Source organism: Planctellipticum variicoloris (genome assembly GCF_030622045.1).
GTDB lineage: Bacteria > Planctomycetota > Planctomycetia > Planctomycetales > Planctomycetaceae > Planctellipticum > Planctellipticum variicoloris.
In genome coordinates this window covers 6,900,493-6,917,841 of record NZ_CP130886.1, presented here as the reverse complement: position 1 = coordinate 6,917,841, position 17,349 = coordinate 6,900,493, and the positions used below count along the sequence as shown (strand labels likewise).

Sequence of the window (17,349 nt, the reverse complement as noted above, 5' to 3'; positions counted from 1 at the left end):
CAATCGCCCTGGGGTCCCAGATTCTCGATTCGGATCGTTTGCAATAGAAGAAGCTCAGTTTCGGGAGGGTGTCGTCCGTGCGAGTCGTCTTGCGAAACCCGCACGCGGCCGATGGGCGGGACTTCCGGCACTCGCTCACCATCGGCGGCGAGTACGAAGTACTCGGCATCGAGTGCGATTCACTTCGCCTGCTGACGGACCGCGGCGAACCGGTCCTCTTCGACCCGGAATGTTTCGAAGTCACCGACCCTTCCGTGCCGTCGTTCTGGGTGCTCGTATTCGGCGATGAGGGCGAGCAGTACGCCTACCCACCGGGGTGGAGTGAACCGGGGTTCTTCGAGGATTGGCACGACGGAGTCGCAGTCGTTCGGCGGCGGTTCGCGGAGCAACTCGCGACGTGGTATCCCGCGGTGCAACGGCAGGCCACGCCGGGCGCTGCAGCAGGCGACGAGGCATGATCGCAACAGTTTTCTGCCGTCCGAGGAACTGAGCCCCCACGTCCCCAACGGCTACGCGACTCGCCGGAGCCCTCCTCCGAACCGTCGGCGGGCCAGCAATGTTCCCGCCAGGAGTCAGCGTCTGATCCGCCCGGCGGGAACCGACGATCGCCAGAAGCCACTGTTGCAGTACGCCGACACATTCTGCTGCGGCCTCAAGTTCTCATTCCTTCGATGGAGTTTGACACGTCCGAGCCGTTCAACCCAACTCGACCCTGACGTGCGGATGGCTCGTCGATAGAAACTCGGTCAGCCGATCGGACAGCTCGACCATTTCGGCTGGAGCGAGGCTTCGTGTCGGAACATACACCAGCGGTCTCATCCGCTTCTGCGATCGGAGCCGAGCGATCAGTTGGTGGCCGACGAAAGGAATCCATACGCAATCAAGACGTTTTATCTGCTCCCAGGGATAGTGCGTTTCGTATGCAGTGACTCCGGTCATATCGATCCGACCGCGACAGATCGGCTTCAAGGCAATGCGTCGAATCGCGCCGAACAGCAGACATCCGAAGACGACCAGGACCATGAGAGTCAAGAAGATACGCTGATGAAGCATCAGGAATTGGACCGTCCAGAGCGACAGAAGCGATGACGCGACGATCAAAAGAACGGCGACACAGCCCATTGCCGCCAGAAATATGGGCAGCGGGCGGAACACAGAGTAGCTCAACTCCAGGAACACCTGGCCCCCGCGAGAGACTGTTTCCATGTCTGTGCGACCGTAGCGGAATTGCTCCGGAAACCGCTTCCGAGCAGCCCCGGAAGCGAACATCTCAACCGAATCAGTTCACGCCATAGTTCGCGACGCTCGGTTGCTCGACCGTCACGAACCAGGCGAAGTTTGCCGGGCAGAGCTTCAGGATTTTCGGCGCCGTGTCGACCGGCGGACGGCCGGCGCCAGAACGGGGGCCGCCATGCCCCGCTTGAACTGATGGCTTTTGTCTCTCTTTTTTCAACCTGACGCCTCGGATGGCGTTGATAGAATATTCTCAGAATCAACGATACGCCACACGGTGTTGCGAACTGCAAGCGGAAGTGGTGAAGATGGCCTGGTTCGAATTCTTCTGGACGCCGGAAATCGAGGCCCACCTGGCCGAACACGGCGTCACCCCGGAAGAATTTGAGGAGGTTGTCATGCACCCAGTCCGGCGCGGACTCAGCAGGACGCAGCCGCGCCGGTTCGCTGACGGGCGCACCGCTGCCGACCGCTACATTCGTTGCGTCTACGAACTAATGGACGACGGCATCACCGTCGTACCTGTGACCGCCTACGACCGGAGAGAACCATGATCGGCCCGAGGACTCCCGAAGAATCCGCCAGGCTGCTCGACCGATGGAGGGCTTCCCTGGCGGAATTTGAGCAAGAACGCGACGACGTCGACGCGATGATGGATGCTTTCGCCCGCGCCGGCAAGGAGCGAACATTCAGCGGATTCGTGCGGCGGGCGATCCACACGAGCGACATCCCGCTCGATGCGCTGGCAGCCGCCGCCGGTGTCGGCTGGGGCGATCTGGAGGCGTTCCTCGCCGGGACCGGCGACCTGCCGAGCTCGGCGATCGACCGACTCGTTGAGACCCTCAGGATCGAAGTCGCCATGTCCCCGGCCAGCAGAGAGGCTGAATAACTTCCGAATCGACCTCCGGAGCCGCACCATGCTTCGCCGCCTGTTCCCCGCCTTGCTGCTGGTCGCCAGTCTGACGCCGGCTCTCTCCGCCGCCGACCGGCCCAACATCCTCTGGATCAGCGCCGAAGATCTCAGCCCGGACCTCGGCTGCTACGGCGATGCCTACGCTCGCACGCCGCATCTCGACCGCTTCGCGACGGAATCCGTCCGCTACACGCGCTGCTTCACCCACGCCGGCGTCTGCGCCCCGTCGCGCAGCGGGCTGATCACTGGCATGTATCCCCCCTCCATCGGCACGCAGCACATGCGCTGCAAGGGCGTCCCCCCGGCGGTCGTCAAATGCTTCCCCGAATATCTCCGCCAGGCGGGCTACTATTGCACGAACAACTCCAAGACCGACTACCAGTTCGATTCCCCCGGCTCCGCCTGGGACGAGAGCAGCGGCAAAGCCCACTGGAAGCAACGGGCCGACGGTCAGCCCTTCTTCGCCGTCTTCAACTTCACAACTTCCCACGAAAGCCAGGCCCGCAATCCCAGTCCCGCGACGCAGAAGCTGATCACCGCCCTGCCGGACGCTCTGAAACACGATCCCGCCCAGGCCGTATTGCCCCCCTTCTGGCCGGATACGTCCGTCGTCCGCCGGAATTACGCCGACTACGCCGATACGGTCTCCGCGATGGACACCCAGGTCGGCGAAGTCCTGCGCGAACTGGAAGCCGCCGGGCTGGCCGACGACACTATCGTCTGGTTCTGGGGCGATCACGGCCGGGGTCTGACCCGCTGCAAGCGCTGGCTCTACGACTCCGGAACCCACGTCCCCCTGCTGGTCCGCGTCCCGGAAAAATATCGCACGCTCGTCTTCGGCGACCGGACTCCTCAATTCTCGGCCGGTTCCACCTGCGATGATCTGGTCGCCTTTGTCGACTTCGCTCCGACGATGCTGACGCTCGCCGGCGTGTCCCTTCCCAGGCATTTCCAGGGTCAGCCGTTCCTTGGCCCCGAGCCGGTCGCTCCGCGGCAGTACGTCTACGGGCATCGCGACCGGATGGACGAGGCCTACGACTGCATCCGCATGGTCCGCGACAAGCGATTCAAGTACCTCCGCAACTTCCTGTCACAGGTCTCCTACGGGCAGGACATCTCCTACATGAACGAGATGCCGATCCTCAAGGAGATGCGCCGCATGCACGCCGAGGGAACGCTCGCCGGACCGCCGGAGCTCTTCTTCCGCCCCACGAAGCCGGTGGAAGAGTTGTTCGATACCGAGGCCGATCCCGACGAACTGACCAACCTCGCCGACCGCCCCGAGCACCGCGCGACGCTGCTCCGCTTCCGCACGGAGCTCGACCGCTGGATGCGCGAGATCGGCGACACCGCCCTCCTCCCCGAACCGATGCTCGACGAACTCAAACGACCGGGCGGGGTCTGGGCGGTCACCGCCGCACCGGGCATTGCGCGGGACATCGCCGCGGACGGCGGCGGACGCCAGGCCTATCGCGTCTATTCCAATACACCCGGCGCCTCGATCGGCTGGCGGCGCAATAACGCAGGGGCCGGCAATCGCCAGACCTGGCTCCTCCCTGACGCGGCTGGCCGCGTGCTGCTGGACCGCGATGAACAGATCGAGCTGCGCGCCTTCCGACTCGGCAACAAAGACAGCGAGATCGTCCCGTTCCAGCCGGGCGACGAGGACGTCGCCGCGAAGCCGGATGTCGCACCGGTCCACTGGCGGGAAGCTCTGTTCGAGACCGGCGAACTAGAGCGTGCAAAAGCCCTCAAGGATCTCGAACTTCAACCGGGCGATCACACGCAGGAATACGTCGCCGCACTGACCGACTCCGCCGGCTCCGTCCGCTGGTGGGCCGTCTGGCAGCTCACCGACGGCGCGAAAGCCCTTCCCGCAGTCCTCGTATCAAGGTTCGAGGAACTGGTCACCGCCGAACAGTCTCCGGCGGTCCAGATTCTGCTGGTTCAGACGTTACTGGCGGCTGGTTCGAAGTCGGTCCGGCTCAGCGATCTGACGCAGCGCCTCGAAGATCCCCAGGACAGCGTCGGCCTCCACGCCGCCATCGCCCTGAACCGCCTCGGCGAACTTGCCCGCCCGGCGATTCCCGAATTGCGGAAGGCGGTCAAAGCCGGCGAGTACGTCGGGCGCGTGTCGACGACCGTGCTGGAACACCTGGGCGTCAGACCGTAACGCGGGAGACGGAACGGTCCTCAGGCCAGACATCTGCCCCTCGACAATCTCCCGCAATTCAGCGTCACTTACGCAGTCTTCACCGCCGCGGCAATCCCCATCCCTCCGCCAACACATAGCGCTGCGGCCGCCCGGTTCGACTCCCCGCGGGCAATCCGCCACGCAAGATGCGTCAGCAGCCGCGCGCCGCTGGCGCCGATCGGATGACCCAGCGCGATCGCCCCGCCGTCAGGATTCACAACAGGCCGTCCGCGTTCCAACCCATCCGCGGACAGGCCGAGTTCCCGCAGGCAGGCCAGGCTCTGTGCCGCGAAGGCCTCGTTCAGCTCCAGCGTATCGAAATCGTTGATGGCTCCCCCTCGTCGCGCCACGAGCCCCCGCAGCGCATGCACCGGCCCCAGCCCCATCCGCTGCGGATCGCAACCGACCACGCCCCCCAGTTCGAACTCCGCCAGCGCCGGCCAACCCTGCGACTTCGCCCATTCACTGTCCGCCAGCAGCAGCACCGCCGCCCCGTCGTTGACGCCGGACGCATTCCCCGCCGTGATCGTCCCGTCCGGTCGAAACACCGTCCTCAAGCTCGCCAGAGACTCCTCCGTCGACTGCGGTCGCGGATGTTCGTCGGCTTCCAGCCCGTTCAGGGGAACCAGCTCGTCCGCAAAGCGTCCCGCGGCCTGAGCCGCCGCCCAGTTGCGCTGGCTCCGGGCCGCAAACGCGTCCTGCTCCGCGCGCGTGATGCCGTATTCAGCCGCCAGATCCTCGACAGTCTCCCCCATGTGCCGGTGACTGAAGCTGTCGACGAGGCCGTCGCGCAACATCGAGTCGACCGCCGTGGCGACATCCGGCGCCTCCTTCGGGGCCGGTCGTGAAACCAGCAGCGGCGACTGCGACATCGACTCCACGCCGCCGCAGAGAACCGCCCGCGCCTCCCCGGCCCGAATCGCCTGAGCCCCCAGCAGCACCGACTGCAGCCCGGAGGCGCACATCATGTTGACCGTGTACGCCGGGACTTCAAGCGGCAGTCCAAGCTGCACGCCGACCTGCCGGGCAATGTTCATTCCGTGGCCGGCCGCCAGCACGTTCCCCAAGACGACCAGATCAATTCCCGCGGGATTCAGATCCCGCAGAACCGCCCGCCCCGCCGCAGTCGCCAGCTCGACCGGCCCCACCATCGCCAGCCCGCCCCGAAACTTGCCAAACGGAGTCCGCCGGGCCGCACAAATCACAATGCGCGTCATAACGCCGATTCCTCAACTGAGCGCGGCGGCGCAAACAAATGCGCCGCCATCGGTCGGACTTCTCTCATCAGCGGCCGGAACTCCATCAGATCCAGCACCTGCGACTGGAGATCGATCCCCGGCGCCAGCTCAATCAGCTCCAGGCCGTCGCCGGTCAGCCGGAAGACTGCCCTCTCGGTGGCGAACAGCACATCGTGGTTGAGCCGCCGGGCCTGCTCGCCGCTGAACGAAACCTGCTCGACTTGCCGGACAAACTTGCGAACACGGCCTTCCTGGACAATCCGCAGGCGACCCTGCTCGACGGCAACCTCCAGCCCGCCGGTCGTGAACGTGCCGCAGAAGACCAGCCGCCGCGCGTTCTGCGAGATGTTGACGAATCCCCCGACCCCCGCGAATCGCTCTCCAAACCGCGAGACATTCACATTGCCGGCGGCATCCACCTGCGCCGCCCCCAGCGCCGCGAAATCGAGACCGCCGCCGTCGTAGAAATCAAACTGCGACGGCTGATCGATGATCGCCTGCGGGTGAATCGCCGCGCCAAAGCTCAGCCCCCCCGCCGGCAACCCGCCAATGGGGCCGCTCTCGACTGTCAACGTAAAGTCTCCGAGCACGCCCCGCTCGGCCGCAATGCGGGCGACTCCTTCCGGCAGACCGATTCCCAGATTCGCAATCGCCCCGGCCGGCAGCTCGTCGCAGGCCCGTGCTGCAATAATCCGCCGTTCATCCAGCGGCAACGGCGGCAGCTTCCAGCAGTCGCCGTCGCTGGAAGCCGGTTCGCAGTACCGGGGATTGCTGGCTTCCCCGAACGTCTGCCAGTGATGATCGTCATCCGCAACAACGATGTGATCGACGAGGATGCCGGGGACCCGGACCCGTTTCGGATCGGCCGGCCGATCGAGCAGCCGCCGGACCTGCGCCAGCACGATTCCCCGGCTGTTTCGCGCCGCCTGGGCGATCGGCAGCACCTCACCGATCACGGCCTCATCATCCATCACCAGATTGCCTAGCGGATCGGCAGCCGTCGCACGAATCAGACCGACATGAATCGGAAACGCGTGATAAAACAGCCACGTCCGCCCCGCCAGTTCGACCCGCTCCACCAACGGCTCGGTCGTCTTCGCATTCAGACGTCCGCCTCCATGCCGCGGATCGATGAACGTCTCCAGACCGACGTGCGTGATGCAGCCGGGACGCCCCCCGGCAATGTCGCGGAACAGTTCGCAGATCACCCCCTGCGGGAAATTGTAGGCCTCGATCTCCCCGGAAAGCGCCATCTGCCCCAGCCGCGGCGCCAGTCCCCAGTGGCCTCCGATAACCCGTTTCAGCAGGCCAGAATGGGCAAGATGGTTCAGCCCCCGCTGCTTCCCGTCCCCCTGGCCCGCTCCGTAAACCAGAGTCAAATCACGAGGCGTCCCGGTGGCCAGAAAGCGTTGTTCGAGCGCGCTCGTCAGCGCCTCCGGATGCGCGGCCCCGACGAACCCGCCGCACGCCACAGTCGCACCCGATGAAATCCGCGCGACGGCTGATTCCGCCGTGCAGAGCTTGTGCGAAACCGGGGACATCATGCCCACCAGCCCCCATTGACATGGATCGTCTGTCCGGTCACATACGAAGCCAAGTCGCTGCAGAGAAACGCGATGACGTTCGAAATCTCGTCCGGCTCTCCGAACCGCCGCAGCGGAATCTGGGCAATCATCTGCGCCCGGACCTCGTCCGGAATCGATTTTCCCATCTCCGTCAGCACGACCCCGGGCGCGACGGCGTTCACCGTGATCCGTCGGGGGGCCAGCTCTTTGCTCAGCACCTTCGTCATCGCAATCACCCCGGCCTTGGCCGAGGCATAGTTTGCCTGCCCGAAGAAACCGATCACTCCCGAGATCGAAGCCATGCTGACGATTCGACCACCGTCCTGCATCCGCGGCAGCGCCGCTTTGCAGACCCGAAACACGCCCGACAGATTCGTCTCGATCACGTCGTCCCACTCGGCGTCGCTCAGATTCTTCAACGTCCGGTCCCGCAGAATCGCCGCATTGTTGACCAGCAGATCGACCCGCCCCCATTTCGCGACCACCGCGTCAAAGAACTGCTCCATCCCGACGCGCGAGCGGACATCGCCAGGAGCGACGAAACCCGCATCCCCCAGCTCGGCGAGGGCCGTCTCCGCCGTCCGACGATTGGCCCCGTCGGCGTCATCCAGATAGTTGACCGCGACGCGCGCCCCCGCCGCCTGCAGCCGACGGGCCGTCGCCAGCCCCAGCCCCTGACCGCCGCCAGTCACCACGGCCACCTTGCCCGACAGATCGATCGAAATCATGGAACGCGCCAGTCCTCAGTGCAGGAAGATCGGAGTGTGTTAATGCGGAAAAGACTACCACGAACGCCCGCCGGAATCCGCCCGGCATCGACCGGCTGACCTCGGGAACAAGCCGTCAGCCCCGCGGCCTCGTCCGGCCCGCTTGCGTTCCGACTTCGGGTACGTTAATCCAGAGGGTGACGCGTGTGCTCGATTTCTCGCACAACTCCGCCTCCAATCGCTCGCGTGGCTCCTTCCCCGGAATCCCGGATGCAGCTTTCGTTTCGGACTGTCGTGACCGTCGGACGACGCAACGCTTCGCGCGAGCGTCGGCGCCGCGCGTTCACATTGCTCGAACTGATCGTCACCTGCGTCCTGCTGGGCATCCTGTTCACCGTGATGGTGCCGCTGCTCGCGTCGACCGCACGACAGCGCCAGGCGTCCGACCGCCGGCTCGTCGCCCTGACTCATGCCGCCAACCTCCTCGAACGCTGGACCGCCCGCGAGTACGTCGACCTGGCCGCCGGCGCGACGGAATCCGTCCCTCTGCCCGAAGACGTCCTCCAACTGCTCCCCCAGGGCCAAGCCGAAGTTACCGTCGCGGACGAGCCCGATGGCCCCCCCGCCCGACGGATCGCGGTCACGATTCGCTGGCAGGATCGCCACGGACCGGCCCGCCCCGTCCGACTCACCGGCTGGGTCTTTCGCGCGGGAGGCCCCCCATGAAGTCGACCCGCCGCGGCGTCAGCCTGATTTCGTTGATGGTCGTCATCGCAATCCTCTCGGGACTCCTCCTGATGGTCGGGACGCTGCTGCGTGGACTGCTGGTCGCCGAAGTCGCCACCGCCGCCCGCGTCTCGCAGCTTCGTCAGTGGGAGCAACTCACAATTCAATTCCGCCGTGACGTCCACGCGGCGACCGATGCAGGCATTTTCGTCTCCGCCGAACCGATCGGTCAGGAATTGCAGCTCACCGCGCCCGGCGGACGAATCGACTACGCCCTCCGCGACGGAGCCGTCGAACGTCATCAACCATCGATGTCCCGTCACGATGTCTGGCGATTTCCCGATCAGCAGACCGAAGTGACTGAGGACGCCGAGGCCCGGCTCGTCACGCTCCGTGTGACCTTCCCGGCCGCCGCACTCGACGACACGATTCATCCGGCGGCCCGAGCGCATGCCCTGACCATCGACGCCGAACTGGGACGCGAACACCGTCAACGCCCCCCGGCCACGGAGCCCCCCCGATGAGCCGACGGACTTCCGCGCGCCATGGACGGCTCGCACGCCCGCGCTCCCCTCGCAGAGGAGGAGCCCTGATCATTGCCCTGGTGCTGCTGACGGTCGCGTCGCTGCTGGGGGTGGTCGTCGTCCGGTCGGTCATCGCCCACGCCCGCCAGCTCCAGCGGACCCCTTGGCGGCTGCAGGCCGAAGCCCTCGTGGAGGCGGGTCTCAACCGCGCCGCAGCACAGCTCGCAACATCGCCGGCCTACGCCGGCGAGACCTGGCGGATCACCGCCGCAGATCTCGGCGACCGCTTTGAGGCCCGGGTCGACATCCGCCGCGATTCCGCCGGCCTGACGGTAACGGTCCTCTACCCGGACCGTTTCACCGACCGCGTCCAGCTCACCCGCACGATCCCGGCCGCGCCATAGAACGTGCCGCAATCGCTCAGTGACCTTGAGTCATCTCCGCAATCGCCACCGCCGCCGCCTCGATCACCCCTTCCAGGCACCCCGGCGCCAGCATCGCGATCTGTTCCTGGTAGATTCCCTTCCCGTACGTCTCGCGCGTTGGCAGATAGGAACATCGCCAGCCGTCCCCCAGCATCATCGGCACGATCGTCCACCGGGGAAACCGCGTTCGCAGCTCCGTCTGAAAGAGCTGGTACAGCTCCCCCTCGCCGGCGATCCAGATCGCGTCACCGATGCGCATAAGACAGAGCTGATACGGAAACGTCGCCCCCGGCGGGCAGGCGCTCCAGCGCGTCACCGCCCGCGTCAGCCGCTCCACCATCGCCCGGCAGTCGCGCGTGCGCAGGCCATCGCCCGCGGCACGGGCGGCCTCCTCCTGAGCCTGCCAGTCCGCCCGTTCCGCGCGGAGATCCTCCAGTCGCGGACGACTCGCGACATACGGCGTCTCGACCGTGACCCGGCGGACCGCAAAGTGCTTCACAGCCTCGGCCCGTTCGCGGGTCAGCGGCTCGTGCTTCCACGTCCCCAGCGTCGCCCCCGACACCACCGGCCCCGCGTAGACGAAATCCGTTCCCGCCGGCCCCAGCGATTCGAACGCCGCCAGCGCCGCATAGCCCAGTTCGCGTCCGTTGCGGTCGGCGACTGCCACGTCGCCGACAAATCCGTCCCGCGGTCCCAGATCCCCGCACGCGCCCAGCAGAAACACGCAGGGAGCGCCAGTCTGCCGCTCGATAACCTCGCGCATCGCCCCCGGATAGTCGGGGCTGATCAGCGTGTTGTCCCACGCCAGCGTCGTCGGATGACAGGCATAGTTCACAACGGTCGCCAGCAGCCGACCGTCGTCGCCGGTGATCCGGCCCACGAGGACGGTATCGTCGGCGAAGCCCTCCGGGTTGAGTCCGCAGACGAACTGCTGCGACGACTGATCCCATGCGTCCCGATGGGCGGCCAGTGTGCAGCGCCCCGTGGCATATGAAATCGTCGCCGGCCGCAACGCACTCAGCGCCTGGCTCACCACGTCGACGACGACGATCAGCAGTTCGGCCAGGTACGGCGCGATCAGGTCTCCCCCCGGCAGGTCGCCGCGCGACGGATCCATCAGCCCCGCCGCGTGGGTATGCGAGAACGTCACCAGCAGTTGCTCTTCCGTCAGCCCGTGAGCCGTCATCACGGTCTGCCGGAGCGAAGCCATCATCTCCGGCCACAACAGGCAATGATCGAGGGCGACGAGCACGAACGGCAGTCCGCCGGCATCGAGCGGCGCGAACGCCAGCGCCGACGCCGTCAGCGGACGATGCACGCCGGTCGCCCGATCGTGCGTCGCCGCCCCCCACATCCGGTGATAGATCCCCACCGGCGGCGTGATGTCCGCCTGCGCCAGGCCGAATCGGCAATGGCTCGTCGGAATAGCAATGCAGTCGATCATGCGGAAACCGTTCGTGGAGTCGGATCGAGAAACGCCCAGCAGCACGCCACCCCCAGGTAGATGCCGCCGAAGCACCACAAAATCGCATCCCAGCCGATGTGCGGCACCAGCAGCCCCACCGCCAGCGGGCACAAGGCCGCCCCGATGTTGCCGCACATGTTCATCACCGCAAACAGCGTCGCCGCCCGTCGCCCCCCCAGATCCATCGTCACGGCATAGCTTGTGGCGCTCCCCAGCGCGAACGCCAGCGATCCCAGCGAAATCACCGACACCGCCAGCGTCGCATTCTGAATCGGCGCCGCGGCGAAGATCAACAGCCCGCAGACGGTATGGCTCAGCCCTCCGACAAGCTGCCGCGACACCCGTCGGCTGCCGCTCCAGCGGTCGATCCGGTCAATCGCCCAGCCCCCCGCCGCGCCGCCGGCGACCACCCCCAGCAACGGCAGACTCGTCAGCAACCCCGCCTCAGCCGTCGACACTCCCCGCGTCGCCTGCAGGTACGACGGAAACCACGTTGCGTAGAAGACGTACCCGGCCGCCCGGAGAAACTGCTGCAGGCAGATCAGAATCGTCCGCGAATCAGTCCACCACTCCGGGCTGTCGTCGAACTCGGCAACAGCCGGTTGCGGCTGATCGCTCGCAACCGCCTCGACCTGCGCCGGCCGTTCGCGGAACCACCACGGAAAGATCGCCGCCCACAGCAGTCCCGGCAGCGCATACAAAACAAACGCCACCCGCCAGCCCGGCCATGTCGACTCCGCCAGCACCTTGACCAGCCAGCCGGTCAGCGCCGTCGAAACCGCCCCGCCGACCGACATCGAACTCCCCAGCGCCCCCGACGGAAACGCCCGCTCCTGGGCCGGAAACCAGCGGACGATCGACTGCACGCAGCAGGGAAAGATCCCCGCAATGGTGATCCCCGCCAGCAGCCAGACCAGCATCATGGCAACCCACGAACTGCTGAACGCCAGCGCCGCGGCGCATCCCGAACTGAGCGCCACGCACGCCGGCAGCATCCACCGCGAGCCGAACCGCTGGCCGAGCCACCCCGCCGGCAACTGGCTGAACGCATAGGTCCAGTAGTAGCCGCTCATCACGAAGCCCATCGCCCCGGTCGACAGCCCGAAGTCGCTCCGGATATTCCCCGCCACCACGCCGATCGCCGTCCGCTGCATGTATGCGATCATCGCCGCCAGGCAGAAAGCCCCCAGGACGACGTACCGGGCGCTGGTGGTTTTCTCATTCGCTGCCGGCATCTCGTCTCCGGTGGTTGGCCATTTCGCTTCTGGATGGCACGCCCCGACTCCTCGATGGGTGTGTTTGGTTGTCGAACCACCCCCGTCCCGAATCCTCAGGCCGTGACATTCCTCGGATCGCGAGACCCGTTATACTCGCCGCCGCTCCCCCGGTGCCACGTGCAATCCCTCCCTCCCCGCGAGATGATTCGATGTCCGAGTCCGCACCGTTCTCCCCGCCCCTGATCACCGACGCCCAGTCCGCCGAAGAACAGTACCTCCGCCAGATCTTCGTCCGCGACCAGATGGCCGAATGGTCCAAAGATCCGCTGATCATGGCGAAGGCCGACGGCGTCTGTTACTGGGACATCCACGGCAAACGCTACCTCGATGCCCTGTCGGGCATCTACGTCGTCTCCGTCGGCCACAACAACCGCCGGGTCATCGAAGCCATGAAGCAGCAGCTCGACACGCTGCACTTCTCCCCCCCCATGCACGGCACCAACCCCGTCGCCGTCCGCCTCGCCAACCTGCTGGCCGACGTCACCCCCGGCGACCTCAACACCACCAAGTTCGAATGCGGCGGGGCCGAGGTCACCGAGGCCGCCATCAAACTCGCCCGCCAGTACCATCGTCTCCAGGGCAACCCCGGCAAGTACAAGATCATCAGCCGCTATCAGTCCTGGCACGGCTCGACGATGGGCTCCCTCGCCGCCTCGGGACTCAAATCCCGTAAAACGGTCAACGAACCCCTTCCCGCCGGCTTCCTGCACGTCTTCCCCCCCACCTGCTACCGCTGCCCGTACGGCAAAGAATACAACGGCGGGCAGTGCGGCCTGACCTGCGCCTCCATGATCGAACAGACCATCGACATGGAAGATCCCGCCACCGTCGCGGCGATCATGGTCGAACCGATCGGCCACACCGGGGGCGTGATCGATCCCCCCGAGGAGTATCTCCCCCTCCTCCGCGAATACTGCGACAAGCACAACGTCCTGCTGATCTTCGACGAAGTCATCACCGGCGCCGGACGGACGGGACGCATGTTCGCCGCAGAAACTTTCGGCGTCACGCCCGACGTCCTCTGTACGGGCAAAGGGCTCAGCGGCGGCTTCGTCCCGATCAGCGCGATGATCGTCCGCGGCCCGATCGCCGACGCCTTCTGGGGGCCGATCGAAACGAATCCCGGCTTCGTCGAAGGCCACACCAACGAAGGGCACCCCGTCGCCTGCGCCGCGGCGATCGCCGTCATCCAGGAGATCCTCGAACGGGACCTGTGCGGGAATTCCCGCACGCAGGGGGCCCGCCTGCGGGCCGGCTTCGAACGCCTGGCGGAGCGCTACGGCTGCATCGGCGACATCCGCGGCAAGGGCCTTTTCCAGGCGATCGAGTTCGTCCAGGACCGCGCGACGAAGACCGCGTTCCCGAAAGCGACGAACTTCGGCGTCCGCGTCGGCCGCCGGGCGCTGCAGCACGGCCTCCTCTGCCGGTTCGATCCCAACTGGATCGCCTTCGGCCCGCCGCTGGTGAGCACCGCCGAACAGATCGACGAAATGCTGGCGGTCCTGGAGCAGAGCCTGGTGGAGATCCTCAACGAGGTCGGCTAGGCATACGATTTCGACACAGATCGGGGGAGATTGTTCTGATCATTTCGCCGTGGCTGCCGTCGACAGGTTCCAGCAACGAGAGATCTTCGCATGACGCTTGACCGGATCGCGCTCGTTCGAGGCCGGGTCGCGGGCATGCTTGGAGCAGTATTGGTCGTCGGCGCCATTGCCGGATGCGCGGGCGGAGCGGTCGCACCTGCGGCCCGCGTACGATTCGTCGGGGAACGCGAGTGGCCGCTGTCCCAGGGTTCCCGGCTGACGGTGGCCATGAAAGAGCAGGTGATCGACGAGTTCTCAGGGCTCGCGTCGATCGTCGTCCGGCACGCGCGTCCGTCAACCGGCCAGAAGCCGGTCGAGAAGCTTGAAATGCGTTTTGCCAATCCCGGCGATCCGCCCGACTGGATTGAAATCCCTGCTGCCGCTCCGCAAGACGGTACTCAGACGTTCGAATTGCCCTTTTCGGCGCCACTTCCGCACACGTTTGATTTTCGCGTGACGATCGACGGCAAAGCCGAAGAACTCATCGGGTGGCGCCTCGAACAGGACTAGCAGCGTGTTGAACAAAGCACTTTTCCGTCACCCGGCCAGGCAGGCGGCCGCCGCTCCGGGGCGGACGAATCCGTCGGCTCGTTCCGCTCGGTCGGTCTGGCTCCGCAGGAGCCAATCGAGCGCGGCCCAAACCGCCGCGAAGGCCGCCCAAACCGCCACATTCCGCCCCTGCAGTCTCCGTGGCTTGCCAACTCCCAGCAGCTTCCACATCACTCGCCCGAGATTGTGCGCCGCCGTCGCGATCAGGTAGCGCTTCGTCACCTCCGTCAGCCCTTCGAGCCAGCTCCGACGCATGCCGCCCGTCTCGCAGACGTGAGCGAAGGTCCGTTCGCAGACTTCGCTCCGCCGTTTCTGCAACTGTTTCCCCTTCGCCCGCCGGACCCGCTGACGGTTCCCCATCACCGCCCGCTGGTCCTCCGGCGTCTTGTCCGTCCACGTCCAGTCGTTCTTGCGTGTCGGCTCCGGAATGTAGGTCCGAAAGCCGAGCGACTGGCACTGCTCCAGCGTGGCGACCGAGTGATACCCCTTGTCCGCCGCCACTTCTTCGATGCTGTGCTCGCAGCCGATGGCCTGCAGGTTTTCCTCCGCTTTCAGCACGCTGTCGACCAGCGTGTGCGGGTCGGCATGATCGGCCGAGCGAATCTCGGCGGCCAGAATCAGGTCGCTCTCCAGGTCCACCACGTGCTCGGCCTTGTACGCCAGATGCGTTGTCCCGTCTTTCATGCGGGCGATCTTCGCTTCGGGATCGGTCTCGCTGACCCATTCCTCGTTCGAGACCTTCTTGTCCTTGCGGTTCCGGTCGAACCGGCGGACCTCTTCGTCACTCGGCTCTTCGCCGGGGGCGATCACGCCTTCTTCCCGCATCAGCCGGACGACATACGCCTTCCAGCCTTCGCCGGTGTCGCGGCGGACGATCGACTTCATCGCCGCATCCGCTTCCAGCGTGGTTGAATCGACGCCGACCGTCTTCCCCGACAGCAGCTTCTTTTCGGACGCGATCTTCAGCACGAACTGAAAGACTTCCTCGAACACTTCCACCGGCAGCCGCCGGCGGGTCAGCGACAGCGTCGAGTGCTCGGGACTCGATTCGTTCAGGGTCAGCCCCAGGAACTCCCGCAGCGACAGGCTGTCGGAGCACCGCCAGGCGATCCCCCGCTGACTGTCGATCCCTTCGAAATAGCCCACCAGCAGCATGCGGAAATAGACGCCCGGCGGGATCGAGCGTTGGCCGCGAGTCTCGACCTGCTCGTAGAACGCCTGGCACCGCTTCTCGATCCAGCGGTCGAAACCGGCCTCGGCGAGCAGCGCGTTGAGCGCCTTGTAGAAGGGATGTCCCTGCGAGCGGGGCAGCTGCTCCGCCGTGACAAACAGCGGCTCCTGCCGCGATTCCTTCCGCCGTCCCATCGCCATCGGGAACCCTCCGTGACCGCCGCGCCTGACCGACCGCGAGAAGATAACAAACCGCGTTCGATCGTGGCAGCGTCAGGGGGAATACTTCAACACGCTGCTAGACTGTGTAATGCTACCGATTGTCGACGGCGACCGTAGTCACCTTCTTCAGCAGTCTGCCAGCCAGTCGGCCGCACAGGCGACCGGCATTCCATTCCACTCGGAAGGGAAAACGCTGTGAAGAGTGACCGCTCTGATCGTGGCTCGCTCGCCGCCCAGCAGGACGATGTCGCCCGCCCGAGCCGTCAGGCAGGTCCGCTGCTGGTTTTCCAAGCGGGTTTGTCCCAACGGATCGTCCAGCCATGCGACCAGGATCGGATGGCTCTCGGGGTGAAGATGAAAGGCGACAGCGCGAATTACCCGGGGCGTCGAAGAAAAGTCGTGAATCATCGGCAACCGCTTCCATGCACAGGATCTCGGCGGTGTCGCTCGCGATGAGCCACGGATCCTCTGTTCGAAATCCGGAAACCCGCAGGGCACCGCAATGTAAAACCGAACGGTGGTCACTCGCCTGTCCGGCATACCGGGACTTTCCACGCCAGTTGGGGTTTGAACACGCGGCGCTGGTACCGTTCGCGAACGGACCACGCGCGTTGAATCTCAGCGCAGGATTCACGAATCTCATCAGGAGTTGGCTCCCAGACTGGATCGGAATCGCATCGTCGTGCTCGTCGGCCGATCGGGTCGGACTGGTGAAGTGGCCGTATGACCACAAGCAGTGGCAAAGCCTCGGCGGAATGCCGTTGCGGGTTCTGAGATGATTCGCAGAGTGATTCGACTGTCAACATGCTGATCCCCGTTCGAATACCGTGCCGGAGCGATGAATGGCCGCTCCGACTTGTGACGGTGCTTGCACTGGCACAGACGCCAATGCGGACGATTGCGCGATGCACGCCGCTTCAAAAGAGCGTCAGGAGACTCTCTTCGCGCTGAGTTACCGGACCCCGGCCGAAACGGCAGTGCTGGAATGAGAGGGACACTGCGGGGGGACTTTCGGCCGGGGTCAACGGCTCAGTTTGCCGGAGACGACGCGACGTGCGGGCCGCTCAACAGTTTCCCGCGATCCAGTCGGCGGCGCAAGTGACGACACGATCGCATTGACTCAGCGGGCTCACGCTGTAAAGTTCTACCGCGGCTACGGTCTCCCGTTTGCCATTGACTACAATCGCGTCGCCCGCTCTGGTAGTCAGCCAGGAATGCTGTGAATCGATCAAGCAGACGCCATAGGGAGTTACTCCCAGCCAGACGGCGACGGAACGATAATCATCTCCCCGCAGCTCGAACAACAGCGCACTCACCGATCGTTCGGTAGACCGCACGGTTTCGCTCATGATTTCCTCCCTGTCACAATTGAAGCAATTCGCCGGCCAGAACGCATCCGGTGCAGCGCATGCGTGGGTACCAACACAAAAAGCCGACGCGGTGAATCCCTTAGAACGAGGATTCATCGCATCGGCTCACACTGGAGCGCGCTCTCCGGCACGGACCGAATTGCGCTCTCTCTTGTCTTCCGAGATATCGTCACAGCGGTATGCTTCCG

General features: G+C 65.4%; 18 protein-coding genes. 9 read left to right on the top strand and 9 right to left on the bottom strand.

The window, feature by feature from the left end:
* Window positions 1-77: 77 nt before the first annotated feature.
* Entirely contained in the window at window positions 78-458 is a 381-nt protein-coding gene (locus SH412_RS27010; RefSeq protein ID WP_336521147.1) for a hypothetical protein, read from the top strand.
* A 238-nt stretch (window positions 459-696) separates the two neighbouring features.
* Here SH412_RS27010 and SH412_RS27005 read toward each other — a convergent pair whose 3' ends face one another.
* Window positions 697-1,167, bottom strand: coding sequence for a hypothetical protein (locus SH412_RS27005; protein WP_336521146.1), 471 nt, complete (start codon window positions 1,165-1,167; stop codon window positions 697-699).
* Between the two features lie 374 nt (window positions 1,168-1,541).
* Between SH412_RS27005 and SH412_RS27000 the strand changes: the two genes are divergently transcribed.
* The 3 genes from SH412_RS27000 to SH412_RS26990 are packed head-to-tail and all read left to right on the top strand — an operon-like array spanning window position 1,542 to window position 4,319.
* On the top strand, window positions 1,542-1,787 hold the full coding sequence (locus tag SH412_RS27000) for a hypothetical protein (protein ID WP_336521145.1): 246 nt from the start codon (window positions 1,542-1,544) through the stop codon (window positions 1,785-1,787).
* On the top strand, window positions 1,784-2,122 hold the full coding sequence (locus SH412_RS26995; protein ID WP_336521144.1) for a hypothetical protein: 339 nt from the start codon (window positions 1,784-1,786) through the stop codon (window positions 2,120-2,122). Before SH412_RS27000 ends, SH412_RS26995 begins: the two co-directional genes overlap by 4 nt.
* Before the next feature lie 28 nt (window positions 2,123-2,150).
* Window positions 2,151-4,319 carry a sulfatase-like hydrolase/transferase gene (locus SH412_RS26990; RefSeq protein ID WP_336521143.1) on the top strand — a complete coding sequence of 723 codons (2,169 nt, stop codon included), beginning with the start codon at window positions 2,151-2,153 and terminating at the stop codon, window positions 4,317-4,319.
* 68 nt (window positions 4,320-4,387) lie between these two features.
* Here SH412_RS26990 and SH412_RS26985 read toward each other — a convergent pair whose 3' ends face one another.
* The 3 genes from SH412_RS26985 to fabG are packed head-to-tail and all read right to left on the bottom strand — an operon-like array spanning window position 4,388 to window position 7,871.
* Window positions 4,388-5,557: a thiolase family protein gene (locus SH412_RS26985; RefSeq protein WP_336521142.1), complete on the bottom strand. Its 1,170-nt coding sequence runs from the start codon at window positions 5,555-5,557 to the stop codon at window positions 4,388-4,390.
* Window positions 5,554-7,122, bottom strand: coding sequence for an acyl CoA:acetate/3-ketoacid CoA transferase (locus SH412_RS26980; RefSeq protein ID WP_336521141.1), 1,569 nt, complete (start codon window positions 7,120-7,122; stop codon window positions 5,554-5,556). Before SH412_RS26980 ends, SH412_RS26985 begins: the two co-directional genes overlap by 4 nt.
* Window positions 7,119-7,871, bottom strand: a complete 753-nt coding sequence (fabG, locus tag SH412_RS26975; RefSeq protein ID WP_336521140.1) for a 3-oxoacyl-ACP reductase FabG — start codon at window positions 7,869-7,871, stop codon at window positions 7,119-7,121. The genes SH412_RS26980 and fabG overlap by 4 nt, the downstream gene beginning before the upstream one ends.
* 249 nt (window positions 7,872-8,120) lie before the next feature.
* On the opposite strand from fabG, the gene SH412_RS26970 reads away from it, so the two are divergent.
* From SH412_RS26970 to SH412_RS26960, 3 genes are read left to right on the top strand one after another with little or no spacing between them, the layout of a single operon-like run.
* Window positions 8,121-8,576 carry a type II secretion system protein gene (locus tag SH412_RS26970; protein WP_336521139.1) on the top strand — a complete coding sequence of 152 codons (456 nt, stop codon included), beginning with the start codon at window positions 8,121-8,123 and terminating at the stop codon, window positions 8,574-8,576.
* Window positions 8,573-9,100, top strand: coding sequence for a PulJ/GspJ family protein (locus tag SH412_RS26965; RefSeq protein ID WP_336521138.1), 528 nt, complete (start codon window positions 8,573-8,575; stop codon window positions 9,098-9,100). The genes SH412_RS26970 and SH412_RS26965 overlap by 4 nt, the downstream gene beginning before the upstream one ends.
* Window positions 9,097-9,504: a hypothetical protein gene (locus tag SH412_RS26960; RefSeq protein WP_336521137.1), complete on the top strand. Its 408-nt coding sequence runs from the start codon at window positions 9,097-9,099 to the stop codon at window positions 9,502-9,504. The genes SH412_RS26965 and SH412_RS26960 overlap by 4 nt, the downstream gene beginning before the upstream one ends.
* 16 nt (window positions 9,505-9,520) lie before the next feature.
* Here SH412_RS26960 and SH412_RS26955 read toward each other — a convergent pair whose 3' ends face one another.
* Complete coding sequence (locus SH412_RS26955; protein ID WP_336521136.1) at window positions 9,521-10,969, bottom strand: neutral/alkaline non-lysosomal ceramidase N-terminal domain-containing protein; 1,449 nt, start codon at window positions 10,967-10,969, stop codon at window positions 9,521-9,523.
* Window positions 10,966-12,225, bottom strand: coding sequence for an MFS transporter (locus tag SH412_RS26950; RefSeq protein WP_336521135.1), 1,260 nt, complete (start codon window positions 12,223-12,225; stop codon window positions 10,966-10,968). Before SH412_RS26950 ends, SH412_RS26955 begins: the two co-directional genes overlap by 4 nt.
* 191 nt (window positions 12,226-12,416) lie before the next feature.
* On the opposite strand from SH412_RS26950, the gene SH412_RS26945 reads away from it, so the two are divergent.
* Both SH412_RS26945 and SH412_RS26940 read left to right on the top strand, forming a co-directional pair.
* Window positions 12,417-13,811, top strand: coding sequence for an aminotransferase family protein (locus SH412_RS26945; RefSeq protein ID WP_336521134.1), 1,395 nt, complete (start codon window positions 12,417-12,419; stop codon window positions 13,809-13,811).
* A gap of 90 nt (window positions 13,812-13,901) precedes the next feature.
* Window positions 13,902-14,360: a hypothetical protein gene (locus tag SH412_RS26940; protein ID WP_336521133.1), complete on the top strand. Its 459-nt coding sequence runs from the start codon at window positions 13,902-13,904 to the stop codon at window positions 14,358-14,360.
* A 27-nt stretch (window positions 14,361-14,387) separates the two neighbouring features.
* Here SH412_RS26940 and SH412_RS26935 read toward each other — a convergent pair whose 3' ends face one another.
* From SH412_RS26935 to SH412_RS26925, 3 genes are all read right to left on the bottom strand, one after another.
* Window positions 14,388-15,770 (bottom strand): transposase, encoded by a 1,383-nt coding sequence (locus SH412_RS26935; RefSeq protein WP_336521132.1) that lies wholly within the window; start codon window positions 15,768-15,770, stop codon window positions 14,388-14,390.
* A 147-nt stretch (window positions 15,771-15,917) separates the two neighbouring features.
* A complete protein-coding gene (locus tag SH412_RS26930) occupies window positions 15,918-16,199 on the bottom strand; it encodes a hypothetical protein (RefSeq protein WP_336521131.1) in 282 nt (93 codons plus the stop codon).
* Window positions 16,200-16,855: 656 nt separating this feature from the next.
* Window positions 16,856-17,140 (bottom strand): hypothetical protein, encoded by a 285-nt coding sequence (locus tag SH412_RS26925; protein ID WP_336521130.1) that lies wholly within the window; start codon window positions 17,138-17,140, stop codon window positions 16,856-16,858.
* Between the last annotated feature and the right edge of the window lie 209 nt (window positions 17,141-17,349).